Origin of the sequence: Cognatiyoonia sp. IB215182, from assembly GCF_033963905.1 — a bacterium.
GTDB lineage: Bacteria > Pseudomonadota > Alphaproteobacteria > Rhodobacterales > Rhodobacteraceae > Yoonia.
On record NZ_JAXBMB010000004.1, the window covers coordinates 139070 to 163258 of the forward strand.

The 24189-nt window shown below is 58.6% G+C and carries 24 protein-coding genes; 18 read left to right on the top strand and 6 right to left on the bottom strand.

Features of this window, described 5'->3' with window-relative positions; translation table 11 throughout:
• Positions 1-77 precede the first annotated feature (77 nt).
• The 5 genes from SLH47_RS09375 to SLH47_RS09395 all read left to right on the top strand — a co-directional run bounded on the left by SLH47_RS09375 (position 78) and on the right by SLH47_RS09395 (position 5498).
• Complete coding sequence (locus SLH47_RS09375) at positions 78-1097, top strand: D-cysteine desulfhydrase (protein WP_320239224.1); 1020 nt, start codon at positions 78-80, stop codon at positions 1095-1097.
• Between the two features lie 8 nt (positions 1098-1105).
• Positions 1106-1852 (top strand): aspartate/glutamate racemase family protein, encoded by a 747-nt coding sequence (locus SLH47_RS09380; RefSeq protein ID WP_320239225.1) that lies wholly within the window; start codon positions 1106-1108, stop codon positions 1850-1852.
• Positions 1853-1881: 29 nt separating this feature from the next.
• Positions 1882-2844: a glycine betaine ABC transporter substrate-binding protein gene (locus SLH47_RS09385; RefSeq protein WP_320239226.1), complete on the top strand. Its 963-nt coding sequence runs from the start codon at positions 1882-1884 to the stop codon at positions 2842-2844.
• A gap of 66 nt (positions 2845-2910) precedes the next feature.
• Positions 2911-3948, top strand: a complete 1038-nt coding sequence (locus tag SLH47_RS09390) for a betaine/proline/choline family ABC transporter ATP-binding protein (RefSeq protein ID WP_320239227.1) — start codon at positions 2911-2913, stop codon at positions 3946-3948.
• A complete protein-coding gene (locus SLH47_RS09395) occupies positions 3945-5498 on the top strand; it encodes an ABC transporter permease (protein ID WP_320239228.1) in 1554 nt (517 codons plus the stop codon). Before SLH47_RS09390 ends, SLH47_RS09395 begins: the two co-directional genes overlap by 4 nt.
• 133 nt (positions 5499-5631) lie before the next feature.
• Here the strand turns inward: SLH47_RS09395 and arfB are convergent, their stop codons facing one another.
• The 6 genes from arfB to SLH47_RS09425 form a co-directional block, all read right to left on the bottom strand.
• On the bottom strand, positions 5632-6045 hold the full coding sequence (arfB, locus tag SLH47_RS09400; RefSeq protein ID WP_320239516.1) for an alternative ribosome rescue aminoacyl-tRNA hydrolase ArfB: 414 nt from the start codon (positions 6043-6045) through the stop codon (positions 5632-5634).
• A gap of 369 nt (positions 6046-6414) precedes the next feature.
• The gene (locus SLH47_RS09405) at positions 6415-7056 is read right to left on the bottom strand and encodes a queuosine precursor transporter (RefSeq protein WP_320239229.1); all 642 of its coding nucleotides are present in this window, start codon (positions 7054-7056) and stop codon (positions 6415-6417) included.
• A gap of 78 nt (positions 7057-7134) precedes the next feature.
• Complete coding sequence (locus SLH47_RS09410) at positions 7135-7986, bottom strand: esterase-like activity of phytase family protein (RefSeq protein WP_320239230.1); 852 nt, start codon at positions 7984-7986, stop codon at positions 7135-7137.
• Positions 7987-8883, bottom strand: a complete 897-nt coding sequence (mepA, locus tag SLH47_RS09415; RefSeq protein WP_320239231.1) for a penicillin-insensitive murein endopeptidase — start codon at positions 8881-8883, stop codon at positions 7987-7989.
• Positions 8847-10247 carry an MFS transporter gene (locus SLH47_RS09420; protein WP_320239232.1) on the bottom strand — a complete coding sequence of 467 codons (1401 nt, stop codon included), beginning with the start codon at positions 10245-10247 and terminating at the stop codon, positions 8847-8849. The genes mepA and SLH47_RS09420 overlap by 37 nt, the downstream gene beginning before the upstream one ends.
• A 66-nt stretch (positions 10248-10313) precedes the next feature.
• A complete protein-coding gene (locus SLH47_RS09425; RefSeq protein WP_320239233.1) occupies positions 10314-10859 on the bottom strand; it encodes an acyl-CoA thioesterase in 546 nt (181 codons plus the stop codon).
• 138 nt (positions 10860-10997) lie between these two features.
• On the opposite strand from SLH47_RS09425, the gene SLH47_RS09430 reads away from it, so the two are divergent.
• The 13 genes from SLH47_RS09430 to SLH47_RS09490 all read left to right on the top strand — a co-directional run bounded on the left by SLH47_RS09430 (position 10998) and on the right by SLH47_RS09490 (position 24182).
• A complete protein-coding gene (locus SLH47_RS09430; protein ID WP_320239234.1) occupies positions 10998-11264 on the top strand; it encodes a YggT family protein in 267 nt (88 codons plus the stop codon).
• Positions 11265-11421: 157 nt separating this feature from the next.
• Positions 11422-11823 carry a PA2779 family protein gene (locus SLH47_RS09435; protein WP_320239235.1) on the top strand — a complete coding sequence of 134 codons (402 nt, stop codon included), beginning with the start codon at positions 11422-11424 and terminating at the stop codon, positions 11821-11823.
• Positions 11811-12647 (top strand): PA2778 family cysteine peptidase, encoded by an 837-nt coding sequence (locus SLH47_RS09440; RefSeq protein WP_320239236.1) that lies wholly within the window; start codon positions 11811-11813, stop codon positions 12645-12647. The genes SLH47_RS09435 and SLH47_RS09440 overlap by 13 nt, the downstream gene beginning before the upstream one ends.
• 109 nt (positions 12648-12756) lie before the next feature.
• A complete protein-coding gene (locus SLH47_RS09445) occupies positions 12757-13089 on the top strand; it encodes a hypothetical protein (protein ID WP_320239237.1) in 333 nt (110 codons plus the stop codon).
• 93 nt (positions 13090-13182) lie between these two features.
• Positions 13183-13758 (top strand): GNAT family N-acetyltransferase, encoded by a 576-nt coding sequence (locus tag SLH47_RS09450; RefSeq protein WP_320239238.1) that lies wholly within the window; start codon positions 13183-13185, stop codon positions 13756-13758.
• A 152-nt stretch (positions 13759-13910) separates the two neighbouring features.
• On the top strand, positions 13911-16679 hold the full coding sequence (fdhF, locus tag SLH47_RS09455) for a formate dehydrogenase subunit alpha (protein WP_320239239.1): 2769 nt from the start codon (positions 13911-13913) through the stop codon (positions 16677-16679).
• A gap of 200 nt (positions 16680-16879) precedes the next feature.
• Positions 16880-18838 carry an AMP-binding protein gene (locus SLH47_RS09460; RefSeq protein WP_320239240.1) on the top strand — a complete coding sequence of 653 codons (1959 nt, stop codon included), beginning with the start codon at positions 16880-16882 and terminating at the stop codon, positions 18836-18838.
• Entirely contained in the window at positions 18835-19164 is a 330-nt protein-coding gene (locus SLH47_RS09465; protein WP_320239241.1) for a hypothetical protein, read from the top strand. Before SLH47_RS09460 ends, SLH47_RS09465 begins: the two co-directional genes overlap by 4 nt.
• 59 nt (positions 19165-19223) lie before the next feature.
• Entirely contained in the window at positions 19224-19982 is a 759-nt protein-coding gene (locus SLH47_RS09470) for an ABC transporter ATP-binding protein (RefSeq protein ID WP_320239517.1), read from the top strand.
• A gap of 128 nt (positions 19983-20110) precedes the next feature.
• The gene (locus SLH47_RS09475) at positions 20111-21109 is read left to right on the top strand and encodes a branched-chain amino acid ABC transporter permease (RefSeq protein ID WP_320239242.1); all 999 of its coding nucleotides are present in this window, start codon (positions 20111-20113) and stop codon (positions 21107-21109) included.
• A 116-nt stretch (positions 21110-21225) separates the two neighbouring features.
• Positions 21226-21624 (top strand): SMI1/KNR4 family protein, encoded by a 399-nt coding sequence (locus tag SLH47_RS09480; protein ID WP_320239243.1) that lies wholly within the window; start codon positions 21226-21228, stop codon positions 21622-21624.
• Positions 21624-22838 carry a branched-chain amino acid ABC transporter permease gene (locus tag SLH47_RS09485; RefSeq protein WP_320239245.1) on the top strand — a complete coding sequence of 405 codons (1215 nt, stop codon included), beginning with the start codon at positions 21624-21626 and terminating at the stop codon, positions 22836-22838. Before SLH47_RS09480 ends, SLH47_RS09485 begins: the two co-directional genes overlap by 1 nt.
• A 60-nt stretch (positions 22839-22898) precedes the next feature.
• Complete coding sequence (locus tag SLH47_RS09490; protein WP_320239246.1) at positions 22899-24182, top strand: ABC transporter substrate-binding protein; 1284 nt, start codon at positions 22899-22901, stop codon at positions 24180-24182.
• The last annotated feature ends 7 nt before the right edge of the window (positions 24183-24189 follow it).

Here is a 24189-nt window from a genome sequence, read left to right on the forward strand (position 1 = left end):
GGTGTTTTTCGAATTTGAATTCTTCGATCAACGATGGCAGCGTAATGCAGACGTGACATCTCTGGGGGTACATTTTCATGCATCTAGCGCGTTTTCCGCGGCTTAAATTTGCCCATCTGCCAACTCCGTTGGAACCACTGCCACGGCTCAGCAAGGAACTCGGTGGGCCGGAAATCTGGATCAAGCGGGACGATTGCACCGGGATCAGCAGCGGCGGCAACAAGACCCGCAAGCTTGAATTCCTGATGGCAGAAGCCGAGCAAATCGGCGCTGATGTCGTGATGACGCAGGGTGCAACACAGTCGAACCACGCCCGGCAGACTGCGGCCTTTGCCGCCAGGCTTGGTATGGATTGCCATATCTTGCTGGAGGATCGGACGGGCTACACCGATCACAACTACAACCAGAACGGCAACGTTCTGCTGGATCACCTCCATGGTGCGACGACGCAGAAATATCCCGGCGGCCATGACATGGTTGGCGAGATGGACAGGACCGCAGACGCTGCACGCGCCAATGGCAAGGTGGTCTATGTCATTCCGGGCGGTGGATCGAACCCGACCGGCGCCTTGGGATACGTGAATTGCGCGATGGAACTTGTCGGGCAGGCAAATGATATGGGCATCGTGATTGACCATCTGGTCCACGCCACCGGCTCTTCCGGGACGCAGGCGGGTTTGATCACGGGGCTGAAGGCCATCAATGCGGGCATCCCGCTTTTGGGGTTTGGCACAAGGGCACCACAGCCGAAACAGGAACAGATGGTTTACGATCTGGCGATCAGGACTGCTGATCTTCTGGGCTGCCCGGGTATTGTCGCGCGCGAAGATGTGCGCGCCGATACGAATTACGTAGGCGAAGGCTATGGCCTGCCCCGCGCAGATACGCTGGAGGCCATTCGGATGTTTGCGGAACTGGAGGGTATCCTGCTTGATCCGGTTTATTCTGGCAAAGGGGCGGCCGGGTTGATCGATTATTGCCGGACGGGCAAGTTCAAGGCAGGTGAAAGGGTTGTCTTTTTGCATACCGGGGGGTCTGCGGGTCTCTTTGGTTATGACGCTGTCCTGCTTGGCGGCAACAACAGCCTCGCAGCCTAGTAAGTCACTTGAGACCTATCGGGATCCTCGGCGGAATGGGGCCAAAGGCAACGGTGCATCTGATGCAGCGTGTTATCGATGCGGTGCCGGCCATTGATGATGCCGACCACATTCCCCTGATTGTCGATCAAAACCCGCAAGTGCCATCGCGGATTGCGCGCCTGATTGATGGCAGGGGGGACGATCCTGCCCCGGTACTGGTTACGATGGCGCAGCGCCTTGAAAAAGCGGGGGTGCAGGCACTGGCCATGCCCTGCAATACCGCCCATCATTTTGCGCCGCAGATTAAAGCGGCAGTCGGAATCCCGTTTCTAAACATGGTCGAACTGGCCGTCCGGGCGGCTGCGGCACAATGCGACGCGAGCGGAAGGGTCGGGGTCTTGTGCTCACCCGCCATCCGCGAGGTTGGTCTTCTTGATGCGGCCCTCGCGGAAGTGGGCTTGGAGGCCATTTACCCACACGATGATGCGGCGATGCTGGCCGCGATCCGTCAGATCAAGGCAGAGGGCCCACAATCCCTTGCGCGCACGACTCTCGCCACTGCATCAAGCGAACTGCTTAAGAAACGCGCGGAAATTCAACTAATTGCCTGCACCGAGTTCTCGACAATTGCCCGGCACTTGCCAAAGGCGGTCCGCCGGATCGACACTTTGGACTGTCTTGTCACCGAGATCTTGACGTTTGCAAAGGGGCAGCCACACTCAAAAAGCAGTTTTGACGCACGACGGTCACGTGTGTCGGAGCAACAATACTAGACCGATAAACAGGGAAAGGAAGAGAACCTATGTTAAAGACGATGATACGTTCGACGCTTGGCGCAAGCGCGATCAGCGTGGCGAGTTTCGGAATGGCCCATGCGCAAGACCTGGTGTTGGGCATGCCCAACTGGCCCTCTGGCGTGGCGACGTCTCATATCCTCAAGCAAGTGATCGAGACTAACTTCGGCCTTGAGGTCGAATTGCAAAGCGGGACAAACCCGATCATCTTTGAGGCGATGGATGCAGGCTCCATGCATGTGCATCCCGAGGTCTGGATGCCAAACCAGCAGAACCTGCATGATACCTATGTTCAGGATCGTGGCTCTGTCGTGATGAACACAAATCCTGTGCAGGCTGTGCAGGGCATGTGCGTGACACAGTACACTGCCGATACTTATGGCATCACATCGATCGAAGACCTGACGGACCCCGAAAAAACAGCGATCTTTGACACTGACGGTGACGGCACACCTCAGGTTTGGATCGGCGCCCCCGGTTGGGCCTCTACCGTGATCGAGCGGATTCGTGCGAAATCCTATGGTTACGACGCCGTCATGGACCTAGAGGAATATGACGGCACCGTCGCTTGGGGTGCCCTGGGCGCAGCAGTAGAAGCGAACGAGCCATGGATCGGCTTCTGCTATGAGCCGCACTTTATCTTCGTGGCTTATGATCTCGTCTATCTGGAAGAACCTGCCCATGATCCGGCAACCTGGACCATCGTTCAGCCAACCGACGATCCGCAGTGGCTGGAGAAATCCCAGGCTTCGACCGCATGGAAAGGTGCGACATTGCACCTGCATTACGCCGCTGAGGTGAAAGAGAACCACCCAGAAGTCGCAGCGCTCTTTGACGCTTACGAGATGCCAGCGGAGACGCTTTCAACGATGGGTCTGGAACTCAGCCTGAATGACGTTGATCCCGAAGACTTCGCGACGCAGTGGATCGCCGACAACGAAGAAATCGTGTTTGGCTGGCTGACGAACTGAGCCGACCCACACGCCGCTGCGCGGGGTATTCCGCGCAGCGTGACCTTTTTGCATCCGGGAAGACCGATGAGTGAAGCCGTAGTAGAATTGTCCGACGTCTGGAAGGTCTTCGGGAACCGCGACAAAGAGACCATAGATGCCGCGAAATCACGCGGGCTGACCAAGCCTGAAGCTCTTGAAGAATTTGGGACCGTCATCGGTGTCCGCGAGGCGACATTTTCTGTCGCGCGTGGCGAGATCTTCTGCATCATGGGCCTGTCGGGCTCTGGCAAGTCGACGCTTGTGCGCCACGTCAATCGCTTGATTGAGCCTAGTGCTGGGACGATCCGCGTGTTGGGCGAGGACGTTGGCAAGAAAAACGCCAAAGACCTGCGCGAGATGCGCGCGAAGCATATCGGCATGGTTTTTCAGCACATGGCGCTGATGCCGCACCGCTCGGTCCGTGACAATGTGGCCTATCCACTTGAAATTCGCGGTGTGCCCAAGTCACGGCGCTGGGCGGTGAGTGAACATACGCTCAACCTCGTTAACCTTGATGGATACGAAGACCGCCTGCCGCGTGAATTGTCGGGTGGTATGCAGCAGCGGGTGGGGATTGCGCGTGCGCTCGCCTCTGATCCCGAAATACTGCTGATGGATGAGCCTTTCTCGGCGCTCGATCCGCTAATCCGATTGCAGTTGCAGGACCAGTTCAAATCGCTGGTCGAAGACCTGAAGAAAACGACGCTTTTCATCACCCATGATCTGGATGAGGCGATCCGCATCGGCCACCGCATCGCGATCATGAAAGACGGTGTGATCGTTCAGATTGGAACGCCGGAAGAGATCGTGACCCAGCCCGCCGACGATTACGTGCGCGAATTCGTGCAAGGCATCAGCCGCCTGAAACTCGTGCGGGCGCATACGATTATGGAACCGCTGGAAGAGGCCGAGATCGGCCATCTGAACGGCGCGCCCCGCGCAGAGGGGGATAGCGATCTGGATGCGCTGATCGATCTTTCTGTGGGGACCGACGGGCCCATCATCATTACCAAAGATGGTCAGGATGTGGGCCGGGTGAGCAAGGAAACGCTTCTGCGTGGTATTCAGGGGGGCAAAGGATGACCGATGTAACCGCAGCGCCCAAGGCCGCCAATGTGGCCGAAATCAAAGCCGACCGTGAGGCGCTTGATGCCTCGGTTGCGGAATTTGCCGGGCAGAATGCCGAATACTATCAGGACGCGTTCCGCAAGATCCAGGAGGCGACCGGCCCATACGCGTTCACCTTCAACACGGCTGCGGCACTCTTGGGCCCGATCTGGTCGGCTGCGCGCGGGCTGTGGGGCGGCTTCTGGGGCTTTCTGATCCTTGAGATCGTCGCCTGGGTGCAAATCGGGCGCGGTACCTGGGGCGAGCTTGGGGCAGAAAACCTCGCCCGCGCCGCGCAACAGGAAGAACGCGCGCAACAATTTATGGAGCGTGCCGCCCAAGCGACGGCAGCAGGCGAAGACCCGACCCGGTTTGAGACACTTGGCAACAACCTTCTGCGCGCGGCAGAGGCCAGCCGGGCGGAGGCGGCTGCCTTGGCAGCGGATAGCCTGCAGATCCTCATTGCCGGCTTGTTGATCCTGGTCGCGATCCGTGTGGTGCAAGGCCTGTGGGCCAACGGCGCACTTGAGCACAAATACGAGGAATGGCGCATCGATCCCAAGAGCGTGCAATCGGGCTGGAGCACGCCCAACATGATCTGGGGTATCGTGCTCGCGCTGATCATCGCACCGCTGACGATCTACCGGTTCACGGTTGATGACGTGACCGAATGGCTCACGACCTTCCCCGCCAACCCGGATATCTACGGCAACACGGCCCGATGGCTTGAAGATGTTATCGATTCAGCCGCCGTCGCCGGTGCCGGTGCCTTTGACGGGATCGTGCTGGGCGTCCGGCGTGTGCTTGACGGGATATCGCTGGCACTGATCGGCACGCCGTGGCCCGTGGTGATGGCGGTGATCTGCGTTGTCGCATGGCGCTCCGCCGGGCCGCGTGTCGCGATATTCACCGCTGCCGCGCTCGCCTACATCGCCTTCCTTGGCTACTGGGAAATTGCGATGGAGACGGTGGCGCTTGTCGGTGCTGCGGTGTTCCTCTGCGTGATCATCGGCATTCCGCTGGGCATCTGGTTCGGGAAATCTCCGCGCGCCTACCGCTTCGCCGAGCCGGTGCTCGACCTGATGCAGACATTGCCAGCCTTCGTGTACCTGATCCCCATCATCGCGTTCTTTGGCACCGGCAACCCGCCGGGTATTCTGGCCACGATCATCTTCGGCATGCCGCCTGTGATCCGCCTGACAGCCTTGGGCATGCGTGGTGTGCCCGAAAGCATCAAGGAAGCAGCATCTGCCTTTGGGGCCTCAAACTGGCAAATCCTGCGCGATGTGGAACTGCCGTTGGCGCGTCCATCAATCATGACGGGGGTCAACCAGACGATCCTGATGTGCCTTTCGATGGTGGTGATCATCTCACTGATCGGCGGCGGTGGTTTGGGCCAGACGATCCTTGAGGCACTACAATTCGCGGCCAAAGGCCCGGGCATCCTGGGCGGCCTCGCGATCCTGCTGGTTGCGATGGTGATCGACCGCATTGTCCAAGGGGCTTTCCGGCGCAAGGACCTCTAGCGCAAGCTTATCGGGTGGCGTCGTAGAGACGCCACCCGACAACGCTTCGCGTCTTGCGGTACCGCTCCCGCGACGCATCGTCTGCTGCGCGAGGTTCTTTTTCGGCATACTCTGCATCCAGCGTGGCTTGGCTCTATTCCTTCACCTTTCCCCTTAACGCCTTCACCTCTCCGCGCGCCTTTTTCTCCGCGAGCCTGCGGCGGATCGAGCCTTTCGTGGGCCGTGTTGGCACCCGCCGTTTGGGCCGTTCACAGGCTTTGCGGATCAGCTCGGCCAGCCGCTCTCGCGCGATCTCGCGGTTGCGCGCTTGGCTCCGCGTTTCTTGCACGAAAATCACCACAGCCCCGTCCTGCGTCCACCGCCGCCCCGCCAGCCGCCGCAGCCGGGCCTTGACCGGCTCGGGCAGGTTGGGCGACCGCGCCGCCTCGAACCGCAGCTCGACCGCCGTCGACACCTTGTTCACATTCTGCCCGCCGGGGCCGGAGGACCGGGTAAAGCTCTCGGTCAGTTCCCAATCGGCGATGGTGATCTGGTCGTTGATGCGCATGTACCGCCCCGGAAAACGTGTCTTTGCACGTTCTTTACACGAAAATTCATAGGGGTGTGGCCGCATTTGGCTGACGCCAAACGCTTACCCACACTTGGTGAATGCAAGGCATTCAACATGGAAAAAGGGCCACCCCGGCGATGGGATGGCCCTTTCCTGAATTACGGAGGTGGGGTCGGTTAGGACATTCCCACCTGGGAAGTTTCATCAGCCAAGGGCTGCCCTAGCTGCGATCCTCCCAAGCTGTCCCGACCTCATTCTCCAATACCTCATGATGCACTGGATCACCTCCTTTCAATATGTTTCGCCTGATTGGGAGGGTGGCATAGATTTGGTATATTTCAAGTAAAAATACGCCCGATCTCGTGTTTATGTGCTGGCGTGAGTCATGCGCCCAACAATCAGGCGGAACGGCACAAGAGCGAGCAATGCGATGCTCAGCTTCACCCCCCAATCCGCTACGGCAAGCGTGACCCAGAGCGGCATCATCGGCCCAGTTGTCAGGAACGGGGCGGCGTCCTGCGCCCACATTACCTCTTCGGCAGCCGAGGCGCTGAGCCCATTGAAAACGGCGGCAAAGGCGATGGAAAAGAAGATGGCCGTATCAACTGTCGAACCAACCAGCGTGCTGCCCAAAGGCGCCTTCCACCATGAGCTCTCCCGCAGGCGGTTGAAGACAACGATATCAAGGAGTTGTGCGATCAGAAATGCCGTTGCCGATCCGATGGCGACGCGCAAAGCAACCGCAGGATATTCAAACCCGTCCCCTTGCAGCATGATCTGCGACCCGATCAGGCTGCAGATGATCCCGACAACAAGACCCGCGAACACAACCTTGCGCGCGGCTGCCGGTCCATAGACGCGGTTCATCACATCGGTCACCAGAAAGGCCAGCGGATAGGTGAACGCGCCCCAGGTCAAGAGGCCGTCGAGGATCAGGAATTGCACAAGGATGTTCGATGCGACCACGATGGTCGCCATGGCGAGAACGCCGGGAAGGATACGTGTCATGTCTGGTTTTCCGTTTTGGCAAGGGTGCGGCACTTGGCCCCCGGGCGTCCGGGGACAGCGCGCCATAGCGCCCATTGCCTAGTCGGTCAACCGATATTCGACGATCTGGGTCTGTTGGAAGAAGCTGAAATTGTCGTCCGAGATCATGGTCAGGCGCAGGCCATCGGCATCTTCCCAAACGCTGATCCCTTCCAGATTGTCGTGCACGCCGAGTCCGGTTTGCAGGATCAACTCCTCCGATCCGCCATTCAGATCAAAACGTCGGACACGGGTACGAAAACCAACCCCGGCGAAGTCGCGCTCCAGCAGATAGAGCCGTCCATCCGGACCGATATCTGCGCCCGCCATCAGGTAAGGCCCGGTGCGCGGCACCTCAAACGGTTGATCCCAAACCCCTTCCTTGTAACGAAAAACGGGGAAGGGGCGGGTGGCGAGACCGGATCGTTCTGGAAGTGTATAAAGCGCACCGTCAAGGCCGATAGCTAAAGCCTCAAACGATGAATTGCTTTGTAGTTCTATTGCTGTGGGTGGGTCGATCAGTTCAGAGCCAAAGGCGCCAACGCGCTCGAAGTATCGCAGCCCGTGCGTCCATTCGAACGAGACAAAAACACCGCCGTCAGGTGCATGTGCCAGGCCTTCGCTGTCCCGTTCGTGACGGCGCAGGGGCGCACGATGAGGTGCGCGCAACACTTCCAAGGGTTGATTATTAACCGCTTCAATCACGCCATCTTCGCGGACAAACCGGCCTTCGGTCATGTGGCCCCTGTCGCTGAGCGCGATGAAGCTGCTCCCGTCATCCGAGACTTCGATGGCGGAGAAACCACCGAAATTCGGATCACTATCCTGCCAGACATAGGTGCTGATCAATGTGGCCTCAGCGCAGGCGGGACCCGCCCCCAAAAGGGCTATCGTACAAAGAAACTGCCGCACCTAATTCGCGTTCAGCACAGCCAGGCACTGGCCAGGGAGATTTGCCATCGTCAATTCCGCCCTTGGAGTTGGGGGAGGGGCGTTCGGATCGGGCGGTGGCGGGTTGAGGATACGATCCACCCAGCCTTGTGCCTCGGCGCATCCATCACCGGGTGGCGGTGGCGTCTGATCGACACAAGTCGCCGCGTCAGATGGGCAGTTCAAACGCACGTGGAAATGGTAGTGGTGTCCCCACCAGGGCCGGATCTTGCTCAGCCAGGACCGGTCGCCGGTGGCATTGTTGCACATCGACACCTTCGCGCCGGGAAAGACAAAGATGCGGCTGACCCGTGGGTCGGACGCGGCGGCGCGCATGATCGCCTCGTGCTCCGGTGTCCAGCTGCTATTGGTAAAGGCTCCGGCAGAGCGGCGCATGGAAATCGACGAAATGCTTTCACGTTCCGCCACGGTCAGGTTCAGCCGGTCAGGTGGCAGCATCCAGATATCCACATCAAGGCCGGATTGGTGGCTGGCATGCCCGCTGACCGGGCCACCGCGCGGCAGGCTCAGATCGCCGACATAAAGCCCCTCCCACCCGGGTTGGGTGGCGGCAAAACGGCTGAGATCCTGCACGAAATCGATGGTAATGGGCTGCGACCAGTTGCGGTTGCGCGACAGGCGCATCGCCTGCCAGGTTGGTCCGGTTTCGGCCAGTTGCTGACCGCCAGCCTGGCAGCCACGTGAATAACCCCCAACGGCTTGCGGAGGTTGACTTGTCGCTGTTGTCACTGCCTCAAAGAGCGGCTTGGCGACCCGCGTGTCATTGATGTTCTGGCTGGCCAGACTGACTTGCGGTTCCTCCGCCTGACAGGCGGCCAAAGCTAGGGCTGTGACAAAGGCTGTGATGTAGCGGACCATTCTGCGCGATCTCCGTCTTTATTGACCCATCGTAGCAACAAAAGTCCTAACAGGAAAAGAAAGATCACAGGCAAAAAGCCCAATTGTACGCTGCCGGTCAGTAAGGTGAACACAGTGATTGAAGCTGGGGCCAGAAACGCCGTCGCTTTGCCGGACAAGGCGAACAATCCAAACGCCTCTGCTGGGCGGTCGGGATGTGTATGGCGCACCATCATCGACCGGGATGAGGCGTAGATCGCGCCGCCCGCGCCGCCGATGCACATGCCGCAAACATAGAAAATGATATCTGGCACCATCGATCCTTCGGCCAGTGGCACACCAAAGAGCTGCTCGCGCGACATGCCCACGATGATCACGGATACCGCGATCAGGACCCAGACGGCGACGCGGATCACTGGCTTGGGCCCGAAACGTTGATCGCAAAGGCCGCCGATCCAGGTTGTGACCGCCGCCGCAATCGCCGCGATGATCCCGAAAACGCCGATTTGGATCGTTTGCCAATCCAGCACGAGCGCCGCATAAACGCCGCCAAACGTGTACATCGCGTTAAGCGCGTCGCGGTAGAACATGGACCCCAGCAGAAAGTTCAACAGGCTCTTGCGCTTTGCCACGGCCTTTAGTGTGTTCCACAGATCGCCAGCAACGGCGCTGAGCTTCGTTGATTTCGCAACCGTGTTGGGATCGTCGCGAACGTAAAGAAAAAACGGGATGATGAAGATGACATACCACACGGCGATAAACGGTCCCACGCTGCGCGTACCCTCCATCATCGACGGGTCAAGGCCCAAAGCGGGTGGCAGGCCGATCAGCGTCACCCCGGTTTCGGCATCTTCGACGAAGAACAGGAGCATCACGAATAGCGCTGTCACCCCGCCCCAATACCCAAAAGCGGCGCCAGAGCCTGAGATGCGCCCGACCTCCTGATCATTGCCAAGCGACGGCAGAATGGCGTTGATGAAGTTCAGCGCACTCTCAGCGGCGATGAAGCCGATGTAGAAGATGATGAGGAACAAGAAGAGGCCCGATGCGTCTGGCGTCAGGCCCCAAAGCATGGTGGCCGCCACCACATAGATGACCGAAAAGAAGGCTATCCAAGGTACTCTACGCCCCGAATTGTCGGCAAATGCCCCAAGGAAGGGGGCCGTGAACGCGATGATGAGCCCGGCCACCGTTTGCCCCGCTGACCAGACCGACTGGGCACGTGCGTCTGCCGTCACCTCATCAAGGCCGGTGCCCATGAAGTATTCCGTGGCCACAACCGCGAAATAGGGGCCAAAGATGAAAGTCAGGCCAAGCGTGTAAAAGGGCTGGGATGCCCAATCAAAGGACATCCATCCCCAGATGCGTTTCTTGCTGACTGCCATGTGCCTGCCCCTGTTCTTTATTGCGGGGATAAGACACTGATAATGTCCGCTCTGGCAAGCGATCCTTTACCCGGATGTCCCGTCGTCAAGCGGTGGCCAAGGGCGCACCTTGTCGGCCTCAATCCAGCGCTGCACCCATTCGGGAAAGGCCGGAGATTGATCGCGCAGACCCAAAGCCGCCATCAGGCGTTCGGGGCGCACGATGCCGTTGCGATCTGTCACAGCCGTGCGGTAGAGGGCCTGAACGGCACAATCATCGCCAATCCAAAGTGACTGATCAAGATACATAAACCGCTCGTCCCAGCCCACGCATTTGCTGACCACCCGGAATTCCACAAAAGGGCGAATGCGTTTGCGGTACATGACCGACGAGCCTGCAACGGTCAGGCCCCAGCGGTTTTTGGAGAGCGCGCGCAAGAGGCCCACGCGTTGCGCCAACCCCGTCCGACCCACATCAAGGATCGTCAGGATGCGACCGTTATTCATTTCGATGAACTGATCGATGTCCTGCGGCCAGCAGCGGTGATGCGAGATATGGGTGCCAAGGGGGGGAAGCGGCGGCAGTTTGCGCGCGCGCAACACTTCTTTGATCAGGCGAACAAAAGGATACATCGGGGTCTCGTTCTTTGCTTGCGCGGCACATTGGCGCGATTGACCTGCGCGTCAACTTTAACCTTGCGGAACTGACGGACTTGTCCCCACGCGGACAAAGGCTTAGGTCATGGCGGACTTTGTTAGAAAGCGCTGCACATGGAAATCGTATCGGACATTCTGTCGCCAATTCTCAGCTTCGCCTACTTCCTGGTGATTGTGCATTTCATCATGAGTTGGCTGATCAGATTTGAGGTGCTGAACATCCGACAAGAACTGGTCGGACAGATATGGTACGGGCTCGAACGTATCTTGCAGCCGGTCTATAGCCGCATCAGGCGATTTCTGCCGGATATGGGCGGGATTGATCTGTCGCCTGTCGTTGTGTTGTTGGGCATCATTATCTTGCGGAATCTGATCACGTAAGTTGCTCAATCCTCTTTCGCTACCGGCCATTTTTCCGCTCATCCCGAAAATCACACGGTGGGGATGCTTGCGCTGCCCGCTCAATTGCGAAAAACTGCCCAAGATGGGGCACCGGGCGGCTGGTTAAGCGTCGCCCTTAAGAAGAGGAATTTTACCGATGGGCTTTCTTAACCTGACCAAAAAGGGCGTCGCACTTGCGCTTTCCGCGCAATTGGTGCTGGCCACACAGGCCGTGACACTGGCTGAGGCACAGATGGTCGGCACAGATGCCGCGATCAACAAGTATACCGCGATGGCAAATCGCAGCGTATTGATGGATGAATTGCAGCGCAGTGAAGTTCGTGAGCAGATCATCGAACTTGGTGTTGACCCGGCAGAGGCTGAACAGCGCCTCGCGGCCCTCTCGGATGAAGAGATCAGCACGATCCTGACGCAGATGGAAAATGACAGCGCCGGTGCGGATATCGTCGGCACTCTGTTTACCGTCTTTATCATTCTGCTGGTCACTGACCTGCTGTGCTTTACCCGGATCTTCAACTTCACCCGTTGTATCCGCTAAGCATCCTGCGCCGGGCTGCCTTCCTGCTGATTGCCATTTGGATGGCGGCCTGTGCACCTGCTTTCGATCCTGATGCGCGGCTTGGCGTCGACGTCCCGACCCGCGCGCAGGTGGCTGATGTGCCGCTCATCCAGCAGGCCGATTTTTATTGTGGACCTGCCTCCATCGCGATGGTCATGCAATGGGCGGGTACGGATATTGGTCAAGAGGATGTGGCCAAGCTCGCCTTCAACCCCGGCGCGGGCGGGACCTATCTGGCGGATATGATCGGCAGCAGCAGGCGGCTTGGGCATCTTGCGGTGGAGATCAACACCTTCGACCAGCTTTTGTCCGAAATCGATGCCGGCCACCCCGTTATCGTCTTTCAGAACCTTGGCCTGGGCATCGCGCCGGTTTGGCATTACGGGGTCGTGACGGGCTACGACTTCGACCGAGACGAGGTCTACCTCAATTCCGGCCAGCTTGAGCAGATGGTCATGCCGTTTGCCACGTTTGAGCGGACTTGGCGGCGTGGCGATTATTGGGGCATAGTTGTTCTACCGCCCGATGATCTGCCGGTAAGCGTGCCGGAAACCGATATTCTCTCGGCAGGCGCCGCGCTTGAGCGTGTGGATCAATTCGGGGCAGCCGAAACGCTGTACGAAACCGGTGCGGCACGTTGGCCCGACAGCTGGATCTGGCAATTCGGGTTGGCCAATGCACGCTACGGGCAGGGCGACCTGCGTGGTGCACGGACCGCCTTGCAACGTGCCCAGCGGATGGCACCGGATATCCCCGAGATAGGCGCCAACCTCGCGCAGGTGAATAGCGAGCTGGCGGGCTAAGGCATCGGCGCAAAAGCCGCGATCTCACTCGTTATTGGGCCGCAGTCATCTTGTTTGATGGGGCTGAGAACCTATTTCTGAGTCATTCAATCTGGAAAAGGAAAACGCTATGCGCCTGCCGCTTACCGCTGTTGTTACCAGTTTCCTTTTTGCCACCACAGCCCTTGCCAACGTCACATCTATCGCAGACCTCCAACGTGGTCAGACCGCCACGGTTGCGGGTACGATCGACAGGTTCTTTGATGAGGATGAATTGCGCTTGACCGACGATACTGGCAGCGTCCGAGTCTATCTCGGCCCCGATCTTTTGCCCATTCAGACCGGCGAACAGGTCACCATCGAAGGTATCATGGACGATGATGTGTTCCGAGACGAGCTCTACGCCCGCCGGATCACACGCGAGAACGGCGATGTTCTGGTCATAGATCGCCGGTGGGAATAGGCGCCATCCCTACGCACGAATGAAGTTCGCTCATTGACAGGATGCAGCCTTCGCCGATAGGAACAAATAAAGAACATCTTGCGAGGGCGCAGCTTGCCGACCTTGACGACAAAGCCGCTTGATCCCGCGACATGGGATGACTTCGCCCGCCTGGTCGAGGAGAACAAGGGCGTCTGGGGCGGCTGCTGGTGCATGAGCTATCACCCCGAAGGTATCGGCAAGCATAAGACGCCCGCGCAGAACCGGCAGGAGAAAGAGGCGCATGTGCGCGGCGGCACGGCCCATGCGGCGCTTGTCTTTGACGGCGCTGATTGTGTGGGGTGGTGCCAGTTCGGCACACCGGTGGAACTGCCCAAGATACAGAACCTGAAGGCCTATCTTTCCACCGACCCAGACCTGCCCAACTGGCGCATCACCTGCACGTTTACCGGCAAGGGTCACCGGCGCAAGGGCGTGGCGGAGGCCGGTTTGAAGGGCGCTTTGGAACAAATCGCGCGCTTAGGCGGCGGACGGGTCGAAGCCTACCCGGAGGATTGCGCGGACCGCAAAGTCGCTGCGTCCTTCCTGTTTCACGGCGCGATGGCCATGTTCGCGCGACACGGCTTTGAACGCAGCCGCCAGATCGGCAAGCATCGCTGGGTGATGGAGCGGTTTGTCGATCCGGAATGAGCGGCATGACAGTGCTGACCGCATCTCTTGTGAAACCCGCGCCGCCCATCGGAAATCCGTCATGGCGCAAATGCGTCACCTGCCGTCGCCCATGACCTTTCGCGAATGACACCTGCATGATGTAGTCTGCCGCAAAGAGGCGGAGATTCCAGATGTCAGACCCGATCACCTTCACGCTTGACGGCGAAACCGTGACGGCCCAGCCCGGTGAAACCATCTGGGAAGTCGCGAACGGCCGTGGCCTCGTCATCCCGCATCTTTGCCACAAACCGGCCCCCGGCTACCGGTCTGACGGCAATTGCCGGGCTTGCATGGTCGCAATTGAGGGGGAGCGGACCTTGGCCGCCTCCTGCATCCGCGAGCCCAGCGAAGGGATGGTTGTCACGACCGACCAACCGCGTGAGGTGCAGGCCCGCCGCATGGTCATGGAACTGCTCGTCTCAGACCAGCCGGAGCAGGCCGTCGCCCATGACAAGTCCAGCCACCTTTGGGACATGGCCGCAAAGCAGGATGTGGGCGACAGTCGTTTTCCCACCAAGGATGCGGAGCATATCCCGCTTCTCGATGACAGCCATGTCGCGATGTCCGTCAATCTCGACGCTTGCATTCAATGCGGACTTTGCGTGCGGGCCTGTCGCGAGGTGCAGGTCAACGATGTCATTGGCATGGCGGGGCGCGGGGCGCAGGCCTATCCGGTCTTCGACATGGACGACCCGATGGGGGCCTCGACCTGTGTCGCCTGCGGCGAATGCGTGCAGGCCTGCCCGACCGGGGCGCTTTTACCTGCCACCGTGACCGACGAAAACCAAGTCGGCGACACCAAGGATTACGACCGTGAGGTCGAAAGCGTCTGTCCGTTCTGTGGTGTGGGCTGTCAGGTCTCATTGAAGGTCAAAGACAACAAGGTCAAATTCGTCGAAGGGATCAACGGCCCCGCGAATGAAGGGCGGCTTTGCGTCAAGGGCCGGTTCGGCTTTGACTATATCCATCATGACCACCGCCTGACCAAACCGTTGATCCGGCGCGACGACGCGCCTGCGAAGGGGCTGAATGTGGACCCCGCCAATTGGCAAACCCATTTCCGCGAGGCGACTTGGGAAGAGGCCTTGGACGTCGCGGCAAATGGCCTGAAGGATATCGGCGGGCGCGGCGTGGCCGGTTTCGGCTCGGCCAAATGCACCAATGAAGAGGCGTATCTGTTCCAGAAACTGATCCGTCAGGGCTTTGGCCATAACAACGTCGATCACTGCACGCGGCTTTGCCATGCATCCTCGGTTGCGGCGTTGTTGGAGAACGTCGGTTCCGGCGCGGTCACGGCAACGTTCAACGAGATTGAGAACGCCGATGTGGCCATCGTCATCGGCGCAAACCCGATTGAGAACCACCCCGTTGCCGCCACCTATTTCAAGCAATTCACCAAACGTGGCGGCAAGCTGATCGTTATGGACCCGCGCGGCGTGGGCTTGCGCCGTTTCGCCACCCATATGCTGCAATTCCGGCCCGGTGCGGATGTGTCCATGCTGAACGCGATCATGCATGTGATCGTCGAAGAGGGCCTCTACGACCAGCAATATATCGACGCCTATACCGAAAACTGGGAGGCCGAGAAGGCGCATCTGGCCGATTTCGCCCCGGAAAAGATGGAAGGTATCTGCGGCATCTCTGCCGAAACCTTGCGCGAGGTCGCGCGTCTGTTTGCGGGCGCCAAGTCCGCGATGATTTTCTGGGGGATGGGCGTCAGCCAGCATATCCACGGCACCGACAATTCCCGTTGCCTGATCAGCCTCGCGCTGATGACCGGGCAGGTCGGGCGGCCCGGTTCTGGCCTGCATCCGCTGCGCGGCCAGAACAACGTGCAGGGCGCGTCTGACGCGGGGCTCATCCCGATGTTCCTGCCCGATTATCAGCCCGTCGGCGATGACGGCGTACGCTCGGCCTTCCTTGACGTTTGGGAAGACGGGCAGATCGACCCGAACCGGGGGCTGACGGTCACCGAAATCCTCGATGCGGTGCATGCTGGCGATATCCACGGCATGTATATCCTGGGCGAAAACCCGGCCATGTCAGACCCGGATGTGGAACATGCGCGCGATGCGCTCGCCAAACTCAAGCACTTGGTGGTGCAGGATATTTTCATCACCGAAACGGCGAATTATGCCGATGTGATCCTACCCGCCTCCGCCTTCGCGGAGAAGTCCGGTACGGTGACGAATACCAACCGGCAGGTGCAGATGGGTCGCCCCGCGGTGCCCCCGCCGGGTGACGCGAAAGAGGATTGGTGGATTACCGTGGAACTGGCCAAACGGCTCGGCCTGCCATGGGACTATGCCCACCCATCCGATGTTTTCGGCGAAATGACAAAGGTCATGAAGTCGCTCAACAACATCACCTGGGACCGGCTGGAGGCGCAGAACGCCGTCACCTACCCTTCGCTTTCGCCCGAGGACCCCGGCCAACCCATCGTCTTTGCCGATGGCTTCCCCCGGCCCGAAGGCCGCGCGCGCTTCACACCCGCCAGCGTGATTGCCCCGGATGAAACGCCGGATGCGGATTACCCGATGATCCTGACCACGGGTCGGCAATTGGAACATTGGCATACGGGCTCGATGACCCGGCGCTCCAAGGTGCTGGACGCGGTCGAACCCGAAGCCAATTGTTCGCTTCACCCCTCAACCTTGCGCAAGCTTGGGGTCGAGCCGGGGGGCGTTGTCCGACTGACCACCAGGCGCGGCAGCATCGACATAATGGCGCGTGCCGACCGGGCGGTATCCCCCGACATGGTGTTCGTACCCTTCGCCTATGTGGAGGCGGCGGCCAACATCCTCACCAACCCAGCGGTCGACCCCTACGGCAAGATCCCCGAGTTCAAATTCGCTGCGGTGAAGGTTGAAAAGGCCGAGGGCCAGATTGCTGCCGAGTAACTTTCAAACATCTGGAACCGCCAAACCTGCTTGAAAACAAGGCCAGCCGATCTGTTTGCGCAATTTAAATGAACGCTCGTTCAAAAAATGATTTGACGGGACGGGTGACTGCCCCACAGTATACTGCCAAAGGGTTAAGTCGCGGGGAGGCGACTCGCACCCGATAACTGGTGCAAGGCCAGTAAGGGAGGAATTTTGGCATGATTGCATCCGCGTCCGGCGGTCCCGTATCCGTTCCTGATCTGCTCGCGCGGAACGTCGCGCAATTTGGGGGCAAGGCTGCCTATCGCGAGAAGGAATTCGGGATCTGGCAAAGCTGGACCTGGGAAGAGGCGGCTTTTGAGATTGATGCGCTCGCGGCGGGCTTTCTGACGCTTGGGGCTGAAGTGGGCGATCATATCGCCATTGCCGGGCGTAACAGGCCCGCGCTTTACTGGGCGATGGTGGCGGCACAGAAGGTCGGCTGCGTGCCGGTGCCGCTTTATGCCGACGCGGCGGCAGAGGAAATCGCCTATGCGCTGGATCATTGCGGCGCGCGGTTTGTGGTGGCGGGCGATCAGGAACAGGTCGACAAGATCGCGGATATCCGGGATCAGCTGCATGTGCTGGATCATGTGATCTATCTCGATGGGCGGGGTTTGCGGAAATACGACCACACGCATATGACGTCTTATGAGGACGTCCAGAAAGCCGGGCGTGAGAGTGGGCGAGCCGGTGAGGTCGCGGAACGAACCGCCGCGCTAACGCTCGATGATACATGTGTGATGCTTTACACGTCAGGCACCACGGGGCGGCCCAAGGGTGTGGTGCTGTCGAACTACAACGTCATCGAGACATCAAAGAATTCCTCCGAATTTGATCATCTGCAGCCGGGGGATGAGGTGCTGGCCTATCTGCCCATGGCCTGGGTGGGTGATTTCATCTTTTCCATCGGGCAGGCGATGTGGGCTGGGTTCTGTGTGAACTGCCCGGAAAGTGCCGAGACGATGCAGACGGATTTGCGTGAGATCGGGCCGACATACTTTTTCGCGCCACCGCGTGTCTTTGAACAGCAGCTCACCAATGTGATGATCCGGATGGAAGATGCAGGCCGGTTCAAGAAGTGGCTGTTCCATCACTATATGGCGCTCGCCCGCCGCATCGGGCCGAAGATTTTGGATGGCGAGGCGGTCTCTGGCATGGAGCGGCTGCAATATCGGCTGGCCGATTTGCTGGTGATCGGACCGCTGAAGAACACGCTGGGTCTGAGCCGTGTGCGGGTGGGCTATACGGCGGGTGAGGCGATTGGGCCGGAGATTTTCGATTTCTACCGGGCGCTGGGCATCAACCTGAAGCAGCTTTACGGCCAGACCGAGGCGACGGTGTTCATCACCCAGCAACCTGATGGCGAAGTGCGGTCAGACACGGTGGGCGTGCCGAGCCCCGGTGTTGAACTGAAGATCGCGGATAATGGCGAGGTCTTCTATCGATCGCCCGGTGTGTTCGTTGAGTATTACAAGAACCCGGACAGCACCGCCTCGACCAAGGATGCTGAAGGCTGGGTTGCGACAGGGGATGCCGGGTTCATTGAAGAAGGCAGCGGGCATCTGCGGATCATCGACCGGGCGAAGGATGTGGGCAAGATGGCCTCGGGCGCGCTGTTTGCGCCGAAATATGTTGAGAACAAGCTAAAGTTCTATCCCGATATTCTTGAGGCGGTCGTGTTTGGGGCCGGGCGGGATTATTGCGTGGCCTTCATCAATATTGATCTGACGGCAGTGGGGAACTGGGCGGAGCGGAACAATATCGCCTATTCCAGCTATCAGGAGCTGTCACAGCATCCGCGTGTACTGGACACGATTGAGGCGCATGTGACGGAGGTGAATAAATCCGTTGCGGCGGATGAGATGCTGGCGGGTTGCCAGATCCACCGGTTCCTTGTGCTGCATAAAGAGCTGGATGCCGATGATGGCGAAATGACCCGGACGCGGAAGGTGCGCCGCCGGATCGTGGATGAGAAATTCAGCGATCTGATCGAGGCGCTTTATGGCGGGAAATCGGAAATCTACACCGAAACGGAAGTGACTTACGAGGATGGCCGCAAGGGCAGTATCAATGCGACTTTGGCCATTCGCGATGCGGAAGTGCTGACCGTTGCGCATAAGGTGGCTGCGGAATGATCCGATCGGCGTTCTCTTTGGTTTTGAGTCTGGTCATAGGCATTTCGATCTTCGGTTTTTTCGCGATGGCCCTCTTACAACTGGGTCTAGGAAAAGAAGCAGTGGCACACCGATATAACTTCGCACCGTGGCTACGAACGACACTTGGGTTTCTGGGCTTGTCAGCGGTTGTCGGTGGTGTGCTGAGCCAGTTTTTTGCAAAACGAAGTAGCAGGGTGGCCCAAGGACTTGAGCGAACTGGACTGGTGATCTTTGCTTTGTGCTTTGCGACAGTGATTTTCTTGGTGACAATTTCATACTTCACTGGCTTGGGAAGGGTGACATAGTGTTGGATCAAGACGCTCCTTACACCACCCCGGACGGGCGCCAGATTGGCGGCGTCTTGATGGATATGCGTGGCATCACGCTGCGTTTTGGCGGTGTTGAGGCGATCAAGGATATATCGTTCGACATCCGCGAGGGCGAAATCCGTGCGATTATTGGGCCCAATGGGGCGGGCAAATCCTCGATGCTCAATGTGATTTCGGGGTTCTACAATCCGCAAGAGGGCGAGGTCTGGTTTCGCGGCGAAAAGCGCCCGCCGATGAAGCCTTATCAGGTGGCCCGGCTGGGGATCGCACGGACGTTTCAGAACATAGCGCTGTTTGAGGGGATGACGGTGCTCGACAACGTCATGACGGGCCGTTTGACCCATATGAAAGCAAACATGTTCTGGCAGGCGATCTGGAGCGGGCGGGCCGAGAATGAAGAGGTTGAGAACCGCGAAAAGGTGGAGCGGATCATCGATTTTCTGGAGATTCAAGCGATCCGGAAGACACCTGTGGGTCGGCTGCCTTACGGGTTGAAGAAGCGGGTCGAACTGGCGCGGGCGCTGGCGGCGGAACCGAAGCTCTTGCTGCTGGATGAGCCGATGGCGGGCATGAACGTCGAGGAGAAAGAGGACATGTCCCGCTTCATCCTTGATGTGAATGATGAATTCGGAACGACGATTGCGCTGATCGAACATGATATGGGCGTGGTCATGGATCTCTCTGACCGGGTGGTCGTGATGGATTACGGACGCAAGATCGGGGATGGAACGCCCGATGAGGTGCGCAACAACGAACAGGTGATCGACGCCTATCTGGGGGTGGCGCATGATTGATTTCGTGAAACGAAATCACCCCGGACGTGATCCGGGGTCTATAACGAAAAACGCCGTCCCGGGCCTGACCCGGGACCTCAACCTCGGCCAAGAGGCCTCGGGTCAAACCCAGGGCGGGGAGTATTTGGATGTCCGCTGATTTCCTCTATGGTATCGAAGTTGTCATCAACGGGCTCATGGCCGGGGTGCTTTATGCGCTTGTGGCGCTCGGCTTTGTGCTGATCTTCAAGGCCTCCGGCATCTTCAATTATGCGCAAGGGGTGATGGCGCTGTTTGCTGCGTTGACACTTGTCGGGATCATGGAGGGGCAGGTGCCCTTCGCCCATCTGATCAATGCGATTTTCGGGACGGAGATACACCACTTTGGCTGGCATGTGCCTGCGCTTCTAGCCATTTTCATGACGGTTCTTGTGATGATCTTCTTTGCCTGGGCGGTGCAACGTTTCGTGTTCCGACATTTGGTAGGGCAGGAGCCGATCATTCTGTTCATGGCGACGATTGGCCTTGCCTATTTCCTCGAAGGGGTCGGCGATCTGATGTGGGGGTCGGACATCAAGACCATCGCGCTTGGCCTGCCGCAAGGTGGTTCGCTCTGGGTGGAAGAGGCGACATCGGGTTTGGGCGGCGATGACTTCTTTGGCTTCTTCATCGACAAGCTTGATATGGTCGCGACGGTGGTGGCCGTCATTCTGGTGATCAGCCTGATCGCTTTTGCGCAATATACCAAGCAGGGTCGTGCGATGCGGGCTGTGGCCGATGACCATCAGGCCGCGCTGAGCGTCGGGATTTCACTGAACTATATCTGGGTGCTGGTCTGGTCGCTTGCGGGCATCGTTGCGATGGTGGCGGGCATCATGTGGGGCGCGAAATCGGGCGTGCAGTTTTCGCTGTCGCTGATTGCGCTGAAGGCGTTGCCGGTGCTGATGCTGGGTGGGTTTACCTCGATCCCCGGCGCCATTGTTGGCGGGTTGATCATCGGGGTGGGCGAGAAGCTGTTCGAATACACGATTGGTGCGCCGTTCCTTGGCGGGGCAACGGAGAACTGGTTCGCCTATATGCTGGCCCTGATCTTTTTGGTGTTCCGTCCGCAGGGACTGTTTGGGGAGAAGATCATTGAGAGGGTTTGAAGGGCGTCCCGCAAACTCTCCGTTGGAGCGTTTGGACACTTCAAAGGGCGGAGCCGCGGATGGCATTTCCGCGAGTAATTCTACCAGCCGTCATATAATGCGGGGATCCAATTAAGATGGCGTTTCCAGTTTCTATTGAGCGCATCCGCGAAGCTGAGGCCGACATCGGCGCGAGATTTCCAGAGACCTACGCGAAGGCCATGATGGAAGACAATGGTGGTGTCCTTAGAAAGGGCCGTCAGCAATGGTGGTTGCACCCTATCAAGGACTTTTCAGACAAAAAGCGGATCAAGCGCACATGTAACCACGTTTTGCATGAAACCAATGGCCGTCGGGAGTACGGCGGATTTCCGGAAAACGGGGTTGAAATAGCGGGCAACGGTGGAGGCGATGCGCTCGTACTCTGCCACAGCGACGGGCAATTCTCAGATGAGTTATTCTTTTTCGACCACGAAAAGCTTCAGCTTAAAAAATTGAATATCAGGTTTGGCGATATGAAAAAGGAGCGTGGCTAATGCTCTACCGTGAGGCCGGGGATTTCAAAACCTCTTATCATGCTGACAACCACACCTTTCCGATCAAGTTTGATCGGATTGGGTTTTGGGTGACGCTCGCGGTTGCCTTTGGGATCATTCCGCTGGTCATCAATGACTATTGGGCGAATGCGATCTTTGTGCCCTTTCTGATCTATGCGATTGCCGCGATTGGGTTGAATATCCTGACAGGCTATTGCGGGCAAGTGAGCCTTGGGACGGGTGGTTTCATGGCAGTCGGTGCCTATGCCTGCTACAAGCTGATGACAGGATTGGACCTCTATTTTGCGAGTTCCGGTTACACGCCGGGTGATGGCGCGATGATCCCCAAAGGCGGTGAGACGTTTGAAGTGACGGGGCAGTTCCTCTTCTTCACCATCGCGCAGAATGCCGAGTGGACGGTCTATATCCTTGAGAATATCAACCCGATGATTGCGGTTATTTTGGCGGGTTTTGTGACCGCCTTTGTGGGGGTGCTGTTCGGTCTGCCTAGCTTGCGGATCAAGGGGTTCTACCTGGCGGTCGCCACGCTCGCCGCGCAGTTTTTTCTTGTCTGGATGTTCAACAAGATCAGCTGGTTCTACAATTATTCGGCGTCTGGCCAGATCAACGCGCCGGAACGGTTTGTGGGTCAGATCGCGGTGACGGGGCCGAATACGGAGCCTTGGGCGCAGTACATGATCTGTCTGATCTTTGTGGCGGTTTGTGCGCTGATAGCCCGTAACCTGACACGGGGCACGACGGGCCGGTCCTGGATGGCGATCCGGGATATGGATATCGCGGCGGAGATTATCGGGGTGAACCCGTTGCGGGCGAAGCTGACGGCGTTTGCGGTGTCCTCGTTCTTTATCGGGATCTCGGGTGCCTTGTTCTTTGCCGTCTATCTGGGTGCGGTAGAAGTGGGCGAGGCCTTTGGTATTCAGAAATCGTTCCTGGTGCTTTTCATGATCATCATTGGCGGGCTGGGGTCGATCTTTGGCAGCTTTGCCGGGGCGGCTTTTCTGGTGCTGCTGCCGGTGCTCTTGAAAGTGATCGGCGTTGATCTCTTTGGATGGCCCACGGACCTTGTGGCGCATTTCCAATTGGTGATCATTGGCGCGTTGATCATGTTCTTCCTGATCAAGGAACCACACGGGCTGGCGCAGCTGTGGCGGCTGGCGAAAGAGAAGTTACGGCTGTGGCCGTTTCCTTATTAAACCAAGACGGGGGAAAACCCTGACCACATTTCGGATAAAACCTATGGGAGGAAAAAACCGATGAAAAGAAAGACACTGGCCGCAATGGCCCTTGGCGCGGCGGTTGCCGGCAGTTCTGCGCTGGCAGACCTTGTCATCCCTGATCTGAGCTACCGGACCGGGCCTTACGCGGCAGGCGGAACGCCATTCTCGGACGGCTATCAGGATTACTTCGCGCTTTTGAATGCGCGCGATGGCGGGATCGGGGGGGAGACGATCCGCGTTGTCGAATGTGAGACCGGCTATAACACCGAAAAAGGGGTTGAATGCTACGAGGCAACCAAGGGCGAAGGCGCACTGATCTATCAGCCGCTCTCAACTGGTATCACCTATCAGCTGATACCGAAGGCAACAGCTGACGAGATCCCGATCCACACGATGGGCTATGGCCGCACCTCCGCCGCGAATGGCGAGGTCTTCAACTGGGTCTTCAACTATCCGGCCAATTATTGGGACGCAGCCTCGGTCGCGGTGAACTATCTGCTGGACGAGAATGGCGGGTCGCTCGATGGCAAGACCATTGCTTTGGTCTATCACAACTCCGCTTACGGCAAGGAGCCCATCCGCACGCTGGAAGCGCTTTCCGAAATGCACGGATTTGAGCTGAGCCAATTGGCTGTGGATCACCCAGGCCAGGAGCAGAAGTCGCAATGGCTGCAAATCCGCCGCGAGCGTCCCGATTATGTCCTGATGTGGGGCTGGGGTGTGATGAACCAGGTAGCCGTACAGGAAGCCGCGAACATCAACTTCCCGATGGAGAACTTCATCGGCAATTGGTGGGCCGGGGCTGAACATGATGTGACGCCTGCCGGAGCCGCAGCGAATGGCTACAAGTCGCTCAACATGAACCGTGTGATCGATTATCCGGTGCTGGAAGAGATCAAGACCATGGTTCATGACGCAGGCAATGCAGCGGGTGACGGATCGAACCTGGGTTCTGTGCTATATGTGCGCGGTATGTATGCGGCGATGCTGGCCGCTGAGGCGATTGCCAAAGCACAGGAAATCCATGGCGTTGCTGATGTGACGCCCGCCATGGTGCGTGACGGGATGGCAGCGCTTGAGATGAGCGCGGGCCGTATGGAAGAGCTCGGCATGGCTGGTATCGGGCCTGAATTCTCGGTCAGCTGCCAGAACCATGGCGGCTCGGGCGAAGGCATCGTGCAGCAGTGGAATGCTTCTGCCAGCACATGGGAGCCGCTGACAGACTTCATCACGCCAGACAAGAGCGTGATTGAACCGCTGATCGCGGAAGACTCGGCTGCTTTCGCAAGCGAAAACAACATCACTCCGGGCTGCCTCTAAACGGCCC

Bases quoted from the DNA above. Each gene is read 5' to 3' on its own strand.
- arfB (WP_320239516.1), bottom strand. From the start codon at position 6,045: ATGCGCATCAACGACCAGATCACCATCGCCGATTGGGAACTGACCGAG.
- fdhF (WP_320239239.1), top strand. From the start codon at position 13,911: ATGTCAGACCCGATCACCTTCACGCTTGACGGCGAAACCGTGACGGCC.
- SLH47_RS09420 (WP_320239232.1), bottom strand. From the start codon at position 10,247: ATGGCAGTCAGCAAGAAACGCATCTGGGGATGGATGTCCTTTGATTGG.
- SLH47_RS09445 (WP_320239237.1), top strand. From the start codon at position 12,757: ATGCGCCTGCCGCTTACCGCTGTTGTTACCAGTTTCCTTTTTGCCACC.
- SLH47_RS09390 (WP_320239227.1), top strand. From the start codon at position 2,911: ATGAGTGAAGCCGTAGTAGAATTGTCCGACGTCTGGAAGGTCTTCGGG.
- SLH47_RS09490 (WP_320239246.1), top strand. From the start codon at position 22,899: ATGAAAAGAAAGACACTGGCCGCAATGGCCCTTGGCGCGGCGGTTGCC.
- SLH47_RS09430 (WP_320239234.1), top strand. From the start codon at position 10,998: ATGGAAATCGTATCGGACATTCTGTCGCCAATTCTCAGCTTCGCCTAC.
- SLH47_RS09405 (WP_320239229.1), bottom strand. From the start codon at position 7,056: ATGACACGTATCCTTCCCGGCGTTCTCGCCATGGCGACCATCGTGGTC.
- SLH47_RS09385 (WP_320239226.1), top strand. From the start codon at position 1,882: ATGTTAAAGACGATGATACGTTCGACGCTTGGCGCAAGCGCGATCAGC.
- SLH47_RS09460 (WP_320239240.1), top strand. From the start codon at position 16,880: ATGATTGCATCCGCGTCCGGCGGTCCCGTATCCGTTCCTGATCTGCTC.
- SLH47_RS09465 (WP_320239241.1), top strand. From the start codon at position 18,835: ATGATCCGATCGGCGTTCTCTTTGGTTTTGAGTCTGGTCATAGGCATT.
- SLH47_RS09480 (WP_320239243.1), top strand. From the start codon at position 21,226: ATGGCGTTTCCAGTTTCTATTGAGCGCATCCGCGAAGCTGAGGCCGAC.
- mepA (WP_320239231.1), bottom strand. From the start codon at position 8,883: ATGGTCCGCTACATCACAGCCTTTGTCACAGCCCTAGCTTTGGCCGCC.
- SLH47_RS09395 (WP_320239228.1), top strand. From the start codon at position 3,945: ATGACCGATGTAACCGCAGCGCCCAAGGCCGCCAATGTGGCCGAAATC.
- SLH47_RS09485 (WP_320239245.1), top strand. From the start codon at position 21,624: ATGCTCTACCGTGAGGCCGGGGATTTCAAAACCTCTTATCATGCTGAC.
- SLH47_RS09425 (WP_320239233.1), bottom strand. From the start codon at position 10,859: ATGTATCCTTTTGTTCGCCTGATCAAAGAAGTGTTGCGCGCGCGCAAA.
- SLH47_RS09475 (WP_320239242.1), top strand. From the start codon at position 20,111: ATGTCCGCTGATTTCCTCTATGGTATCGAAGTTGTCATCAACGGGCTC.
- SLH47_RS09470 (WP_320239517.1), top strand. From the start codon at position 19,224: ATGGATATGCGTGGCATCACGCTGCGTTTTGGCGGTGTTGAGGCGATC.
- SLH47_RS09435 (WP_320239235.1), top strand. From the start codon at position 11,422: ATGGGCTTTCTTAACCTGACCAAAAAGGGCGTCGCACTTGCGCTTTCC.
- SLH47_RS09375 (WP_320239224.1), top strand. From the start codon at position 78: ATGCATCTAGCGCGTTTTCCGCGGCTTAAATTTGCCCATCTGCCAACT.